General features: G+C 63.4%; 1 protein-coding gene. It reads right to left on the bottom strand.

Annotated elements, in window-relative coordinates:
- On the bottom strand, positions 1 to 743 hold a 743-nt coding region (locus B5F28_RS14365), incomplete at both ends, for an FAD-dependent oxidoreductase (RefSeq protein WP_158097617.1).

Below are 743 nucleotides of genomic sequence, written 5' to 3'. Positions count from 1 at the left end.
TTGAAGATGATGCCCTCTTCCTCGGCATGCTCCACCTCTTCCTTACGGGCGGGCAGCTCTTCCATGCCGCGGCGGTACACGATGTAAACGTTCTCGGCGCCCAGGCGCTTGGCGCTGCGGGCAGCGTCCATGGCCACGTTGCCGCCGCCTACAACGGCCACATTCTTGCTCTTCTTGATGGGGGTCTTGCTGCCCTCCTGGTAAGCCTTCATCAGGTTCACGCGGGTCAGGTACTCGTTGGCGGAGTAAACACCCTTCAGGCTCTCGCCGGGGATGCCCATAAAGCGGGGCAGACCTGCGCCGGAAGCCACATACACAGCCTCGTAGCCGTAGTCGCCCATCAGCTCGTCGATGGTCAGCACCTTACCGATGACCATGTTGGTCTCGATGTCCACGCCCATGGCCTGCAGGCCCTCGATCTCCTTCTGCACGATAGCCTTGGGCAGACGGAACTCGGGGATGCCGTACACCAGCACGCCGCCTGCCAGATGCAGGGCTTCGTACACGGTGACCTTATAGCCCAGCTTGGCCAGGTCGCCGGCAGCGGTCAGGCCGCTGGGGCCTGCACCGATGATGGCCACCTTATGGCCGTTGGATTCGGGAACGGTGGGAGCGGTGGTGTTGTGCTCACGGTGCCAGTCGGCAACGAAGCGCTCCAGACGGCCAATGCCCACGCTCTCGCCCTTGATGCCGCGAACACACTTGCCTTCGCACTGGGTCTCCTGAGGGCAGACGCGGCCGCA

Origin of the sequence: Gemmiger sp. An194 (genome assembly GCF_002160145.1) — a bacterium.
Taxonomy (GTDB): domain Bacteria; phylum Bacillota; class Clostridia; order Oscillospirales; family Ruminococcaceae; genus Allofournierella.
This window is presented reverse-complemented; position numbering and strand designations above follow the sequence as displayed.